At 45.9% G+C, this 7168-nt stretch carries 4 protein-coding genes; all 4 read right to left on the bottom strand.

Going from position 1 to position 7168, the window contains the following annotated elements; translation table 11 throughout:
- Window positions 1–106: 106 nt before the first annotated feature.
- Window positions 107–1519, bottom strand: coding sequence for a TolC family protein (locus tag F8N35_RS05940; protein WP_293050421.1), 1413 nt, complete (start codon window positions 1517–1519; stop codon window positions 107–109).
- A 69-nt stretch (window positions 1520–1588) separates the two neighbouring features.
- Entirely contained in the window at window positions 1589–4738 is a 3150-nt protein-coding gene (locus tag F8N35_RS05935; RefSeq protein ID WP_293050420.1) for an efflux RND transporter permease subunit, read from the bottom strand.
- Between the two features lie 6 nt (window positions 4739–4744).
- A complete protein-coding gene (locus F8N35_RS05930) occupies window positions 4745–5818 on the bottom strand; it encodes an efflux RND transporter periplasmic adaptor subunit (protein WP_293050419.1) in 1074 nt (357 codons plus the stop codon).
- Between the two features lie 89 nt (window positions 5819–5907).
- Window positions 5908–6498: a TetR/AcrR family transcriptional regulator gene (locus F8N35_RS05925; protein ID WP_293050418.1), complete on the bottom strand. Its 591-nt coding sequence runs from the start codon at window positions 6496–6498 to the stop codon at window positions 5908–5910.
- Window positions 6499–7168: the final 670 nt, after the last annotated feature.

Genomic DNA, 7168 nt, shown 5'->3' with positions numbered 1-7168 from the left:
TCTATACATAACAAAACACCCCAAAAGTTTTGTCTAACTTTTGGGGTGCACTTCATCGATTCGACCGGGCTTTTTTTGTCACTTACCTACTTACGGGAAAGGCTTCTTAGCGGACACCGCCGCCAAGGGCTTTGTAAAGATTTACGCCGTAGGTAAGTTGTTCGAGTTTGTCGTTTACCTGGTTGAGCTGTGCCGAGAGGAGATCGCGTTGTGCCGATAATACCTCGGTATAGCTGGCTTCGCCTGCTTTCAACAACTCCTGGGTATAATCCACCGACTTAACCAGCGATTCGATTTGTTTCCCGCGGGTTTCGTTCTTGCTCAACGACGACTGATACCCGAAAAGAATATCCGAAACCTCCTGACCTGCTGTCAATACCGCTTTCTGGAAAGTGAGCAACGCTTCCTCCTGTTGTGCTTTGGCAATCTTCAGGTTGCCTTTCAGCTGATTTTTAGTGAACAGGGGTTGTGTAAGTCCTGCAACAATATTGGCGGCAATATTAGCCGGTTTGAAAAAGTCGGTAAAGCCTCCTGCAAAACCCAACGATGCCGAACTGATGGTGAACGAGGGGTAGAAACTTGCTTTGGCAACATCCACGGCAGAATATGCCGAACGGAGAGAAAGTTCGGCCTGCTTCACATCCGGACGACGTGCCAGCATACCGGCAGGTACACCGTACGACAAACGGGGAGCCACGGTTTCATCGGCGATAGAAGCCCGTTCTACAGCGCCGGGCTTCCGTCCGAGCAATACACACAACGCGTCTTCCTGCTGGCGAATCTGAGTCTCCAATGCAGGGATAGAAAGCTGCGTGCTGTAAAGAAGCGCCTTGCTCTGTTCCACAGCAGCCGCGTTTTGTTGTCCGGCCGTCATAAGGCTCTGCATGGTTTCGGCACTTTTTTGCAGCGTAATCACCGTTTGCTTGGTAATACGAAGATTCTCATCATACGCCAGCAACGAGTAATATGCTTTGGCAATACTGGCAATCAACGTAGTTTGAATCAGATTTCTGTTCTCGTTACTGTTGAGTAGGGCGGCATATTTGATTTTTGTCTGACCGTTGATTTTACCCCACAAGTCGGCTTCCCATGTGGCCGAGAAACCAAGTTGATTGACAGAGGAGGAATAACCCAGCACATCAGTACCGTTTTTCCCGGAACTAAGGCGTGTGTGGTTTAACTGCCATCCTACAGCAACGGAAGGTAGTTTTGCCCCGTTTGCCATCATAAGAGATGCCTCAGCCTCCTGTATGCGCAGGACTGCCACTTTCAGATCCGGATTATTGGCAAGGCCTTCGGATATCAGTTGCTGCAATTTGGAATCGGCAAAATACTCTTTCCATGGAATAGTTGCAATAGAAGCAGTATCTGTGGCATTGCCTGCCGTATCGCGCACCAACCCCTTGCTATCGGGAGCCGGCACTTCGGCCAGATCCTTGTACGAGCGACAGGAAGAAACCCCCAGCGCCACCACTGCCATTACAAGGATAAGCGTTTTATGTTTACTGAATAGATTCATAAAGATGAATGTCTGTTTTATGATTGGCCGACAGAACCCGGTAAAGGATTCTGCCGGCTGAATGATTAATTAAATCTCGCTGTCGTCGATAGTCACAATTTTGTGCTTGCTCAGGCGTTCGTGCAGTGTCTGGAACAGAATGAAGAGCACCGGAATAACGAAGATACCGATCATTGTTCCAACAAACATACCGCCGATAGCACTGATACCGATAGACTTGTTACCCACAGCACCGGCACCGACAGCAAGTGCCAGTGGCATCAAGCCGAAGATCATGGCAAACGAAGTCATCAGGATAGGACGCAAACGAGCCAAAGCACCGCTGATGGCAGCCTTGGTGATGCTCATCCCCTTTTGACGACGTTGCAGGGCATACTCTACAATCAGAATCGCATTCTTGGACAATAGCCCTATCAACATGATGAGCGATATCTGCACATAGATGTTGTTTACAATACCTGTTCCGCCCATCATGGCGCTGAAGATAAAGATAAACACCCCTGCAAGCCCCACAGGAAGCGAGAAGATTACCGCTAACGGCAAAATATAGCTTTCGTAAAGTGCAGACAGCAGCAGGTAAACAAAGACCAGACTCAGGATAAACACCAGAATGGTTTGATTGCTGCTGTTCACCTCTTCACGTGTCATCCCCGAATAATCGTAAGTATATCCTTCGGGAAGCGGAGTTTCCTGAATAGCCTTGATTGCGTCACCGGAAGTAAACCCTTTGGCATAATTCGGAATAACCGTTACCGACATGGACGAGAAGAGGTTGAAGCGGCTCAGCGATTGCGGACCCGTCACATCTTTGATTGTCAGGAATTCGGTTATCGGAGCCATTGTTCCGTTGGATGTTCTCACCGACAGACCACTCAGATCCTCGAGTTTGGAGCGATACTGAGGAGCTGCCTGAACAACCACACGGTATTGTTTGCCGTAAGTATTGAAATTGGAAATATACATACTTCCGATATACGTTTGCAGGGTCGACATCACATCGCTTAGATTAAGTCCGGCATCCTTGATTTTTGCCACGTTCGCCTCCAGCATTTTTTGAGGGAAACGGGGATCGAAGGTGGTCATTGCCATCATCACCTCCGGACGCTTCTGAAGCTGGTTAAGATAATTGGTAACCACATCAAAGAATTTATTGATATCGCCACCGGTTTTATCCTGCATTTCGAGGGCAACACCATTGCTCAACCCGAATCCCTGTAAGGTAGGTGCGGCGAAAAACATCAGCTTGGCATCAGTTGCCGAAGCCGTTTTTTCTTTCAGAATGGCTGCCGCCTGGTTGGTGGTGATGTCGCGATCCTCCCATGGGTTCATTTTAAGAACGATGCCACCATAAGAACTCCCGCTACCACCCATGAAACTAAACCCTGTCAGACTGGTTACCGATTTTACCCCCGGAAGAGCTTCGGCCGTTTTTACCACATTCTTCACCACACTATCGGTGCGTTCGAACGAAGAACCCGGAGACAAGGTAACAGATCCCATCAGGGTTCCGCTGTCTTCCTGTGGTACAAAACCGGTAGGCATTATTTTCATCAAGCTAAAGAAAATAAGGGCAAACACAACGACAATGGCTGCCGTAATCCACCGGTGTTTTTTCTTGGTTAGGAAATAAAGAGCCTTTTTGTACTTCTGAGTTGCGGCTTCAAACCCGACACCGAAATAATAGGCGAACTTCTTCGGCAGACTCTTCTGAGCAAGCTCGGTATGTTCTTCCGGTTTCAGGAAGAGCGCGCACAGGGCAGGACTCAGCGTCAATGCGTTGATCGCGGAAATGATAATTGCCATGGCCAGTGTCAGACCGAACTGTTTGAAGAATACCCCGCTGGTACCTCCCAGAAAACTTACCGGAATAAATACCGCTGCCATTACCAGTGTAATGGAGACGATAGCCGGAGCAATTTCACCCATCGCTTTGATAGCAGCCGTCCTGGCATCTTTTTCACCGGCATCCAGTTTGGCGTGTATTGCTTCAACCACCACAATGGCGTCGTCCACCACAATACCGATGGCAAGCACAAGGGCAAAGAGTGTCAGCAGGTTGATAGAGAACCCGAAGATGAGTAGGAAGAAGAAGGTACCGATAATGGCCACCGGAACTGCAATCGCCGGAATAAGCGTTGCTCTGAAATTTTCGAGGAAAAGCAATACCACCAAAAATACCAACACAAAGGCCTCCAGCAATGTATGAAGCACCTTTTTGATTGATGCATTCAGGAACTCGCTGGCATCCATCATGTAGTCGTAAGTAACACCCGGAGGCAGTTCTTTACCTACTTTTTTCATTTCGGCTTTTACCTGTTCAATAATGTCCTGCGCGTTGGATCCTGCAACCTGGCTGATAGCCAGCAAAATGGATGGTTTATTGCCACTCAGTGTCTTGAAATTATAATCCTGCACGCCAAGTTCTATCCGGGCTACGTCCTTCAATCTAAGTGTTTGTGCACTTTTGGAACGGATAATGATATTCCCGAATTCGTCGGCATTTTTTAAGCGTCCCGTATAACGAAGTGCATACTGAAACGACTGGTTGCCCTGAGCCCCCAACTGACCGGGAGCTGCATCGATATTCTGATCTTGCAGAGCTGCCGTTACTTCGGCAGGAGTCAGGTTGTAGGCCTTCATCACATCCGGTTTGAGCCACACGCGCATCGAATATTCCTGCGTTCCGAACGATCCGGCAGAACCTACCCCGTCGATACGTTTCAACTGAGGGACAATGTTAATATTGGCATAGTTCTGAAGAAATTTGGCGTCGTAATCGGGATTGTCCGATTTGATCACAATCATCATGATGTTGCTGCTCTGTTGCTTTTGCACCACCACACCACTTCTGGTTACTTCGGCCGGCAACAACGATGCAGCCTGCGAAACACGGTTTTGCACGTTTACGGCAGCCATATCGGGATCGGTTCCCTGCTTGAAGTAAACATTAATGCTTGCACCACCACCATTGGAAGCGGTGGAGGTCATATAGGTCATGCCCTGCACCCCGTTGATTTGCTCTTCGAGAGGGACTATCACACTGTTGAGCACTGCATCGGCATTGGCTCCGCTATAGGCGGTACTGACACGCACCGTAGGCGGGGCAATATTGGGATATTGCTCGATAGGCAACATGTACAGACCGATAATTCCCAGTACCACGATAATGATTGAAATCACGGTCGATAGTACCGGACGTTCGATGAATGTCTTTAGCATTGCGTATTATTTAAGAGATTTTACTTTGATTTTCTGACCGCTTTTCAAAGTAGCGATGCTTCCTGAAACGATCTTTTCGCCGGAAGACAAACCATCGAGTACAACATAACTCTTACCGTCAGGAGTTGCTTTTACCAATATGGATTTTTGTACGACAGAATCGCCAAGCACTTTAAATACCATCACTTTATCCTGTTGGCTGAACGTTGCTTCCTGAGGGATTACAATTACATTACTAAACGGTTGCGGAATCACAACTTTGCCACTCGAACCACTGCGCAGCAAACCATGCTTGTTAGGAAACGAAGCCCGGAAATTAACCGCCCCCGAAGTGGCATCGACCACTCCCGAAATAGTTTCGATCTTGCCGGTTTCCTCATACTCTGTTCCATCCGAAAGAAGCAATTTTACACGTGGCATGTTTTTAATCTTTTCAGCCTGTGTATTTCCTTTCAGGTCTTTCAATAGTGCAAGCAAATCTTTTTCGTTGATCGAAAAATAGGCAATGATATTGGTGGTATTGGCAACGGTAGTCAGCACATTGGTATTGCTTACCAGACTTCCCTGACGGAAATTGATTGTTCCCACAATGCCGTTCACCGGACTGGTAACAGTAGCCCAGCTCAGTTTGGCTTTGGCTTCGTTCAACGCACCTTTGGCATTAGCCAGTACATTTTCGTATGTCGAAAGTTTCACCGGACTGTAAATGCCTTTATCGGCCAGCGGGCGGATACGATCAACGTCCAGTTTTGCCGTGTTATAAGCCGATTGAGCAGCCTGAACAGCCTGCACCGATGTCGGCGAATTGATCTTAAACAGAGGCTGTCCCTGATGAACGACAGCGCCTTCATCTACATACACTTTGTCGATAAACCCGTCCACACGTGGTTTTATATCCACATCGTCCTGCCCTTTAAGCACAGCAGGGTAAACCGATTTCAGTTCTACATTTTGCTGCGATACGGCCTCTACGGGATACGCAAGAATGGGATTGGCATTATTAGCCCCCATCTGTTTATTCTTACACGAAGAAAAAAGCACAAGAAGCACAAGGCTCCCAAACGTCAACGCTTTATTCATAAATCAACACATTTAAAAATTTAAATTCTATATATTATCTATTAACTATCTGTTTATTTGATTATTATCAATGAATTTGGTTCCTGTATTCACAAACTATTGATAAATCGTTCCATAAACCGGTTGAAAAGTTCACGGGGGGTTAAAGCAAATTTTTCTTCGAGAGGATATTCGGGTTTCTCAAACTGCATAATCATACTGATGGTACCGTTTAGCAGACATACCCAGTTGAAAATGAGAATATCGAGCTCTTTCCCGGTCTGACCCGTAATCCGGTTGAAAATATCTTTCAGCAATTGAGCCCCTTTTTCAGCCTCACTGCTCGGAAGGGGTCTTTCCAGACTAAACATTAGTTGGTACAGCTCCCGATGCTCGTACGAAAAATCCCAGTGCACTAACGATAAGGCCAGCAACTTCTCTCTGGGATCTGAGGTTTTTAACAGATTTTCGCTCCCCATTTGGCGCAATTTCTGAAACCCGTAAATGATTATTTCGTGAATGAGATCATCTTTATTCTTGAAATACTCATAAACGATAGGAGGCGTATATTCAATTGCTTCTGCAATTTTTCGAATAGTTACAGCGCTCCATCCCTCTGATTTAGCGAGATCTATCGCCGCATTTATAATGCTGGCACGAATATTTTCCTGATCCCGCTTCTTTCTCTCTATATGGCCCATATAAACGTTGTTATAAAATCTAACATTGTTAGGCAAAGGACGGAATAATTTCTGATTAGACAACTGCACTTCGTGCTAAAAAACATTAACTATCTAACTATCAAAGAATATAAGCAGTTTCAGAACCCTCCAGACATTTCCCTATAAGAGTGCAAAACTACATCTGCATGGATTGGTGCGCAATTTTCATAGACACATAGTGATAAAACATAGACATTTGGTTCGTTTTTATCGACAAACTGCAATTCTTCGAAAACGACTTCAATAAGAACCAAAATCATCTTATCAATTTCCAGAATAAACGCTTTTAATATGTTAATTATTTGTTGTATGTTTGCAAAGGATCGCCGATTAGATCGCTCAAGCTTAACGAGGTGTAGCTTAGACGTAATCCACTCTGATTTTGAACACGAGTTACGCTATCGTTAAACTTGCGCCAGTCAAGGCTGCAATATTACGCATTTTAAAAATTACCTTAAACCGCAAATCAAAAATACAACCTATGAAAAAGACAATCGCGCTTTCACTTATCCTTTTTGCGATGACCTCGTGTTGTTTTACAAAATCAGTAAGTCAAACTACAAGTACGGCCACATGTAGTGCAAATAATACTGATTCATTAAACAGCAGAAATCAATCGGTTCTTGCATCAATTGCCCGACTTGACAAT

It is taken from the genome of Paludibacter sp., from assembly GCF_009712605.1.
Taxonomy (GTDB): domain Bacteria; phylum Bacteroidota; class Bacteroidia; order Bacteroidales; family Paludibacteraceae; genus Microbacter.
Note: the sequence above shows the minus strand (reverse complement) of the source record. Positions and strands in the feature narration are given on the sequence as shown.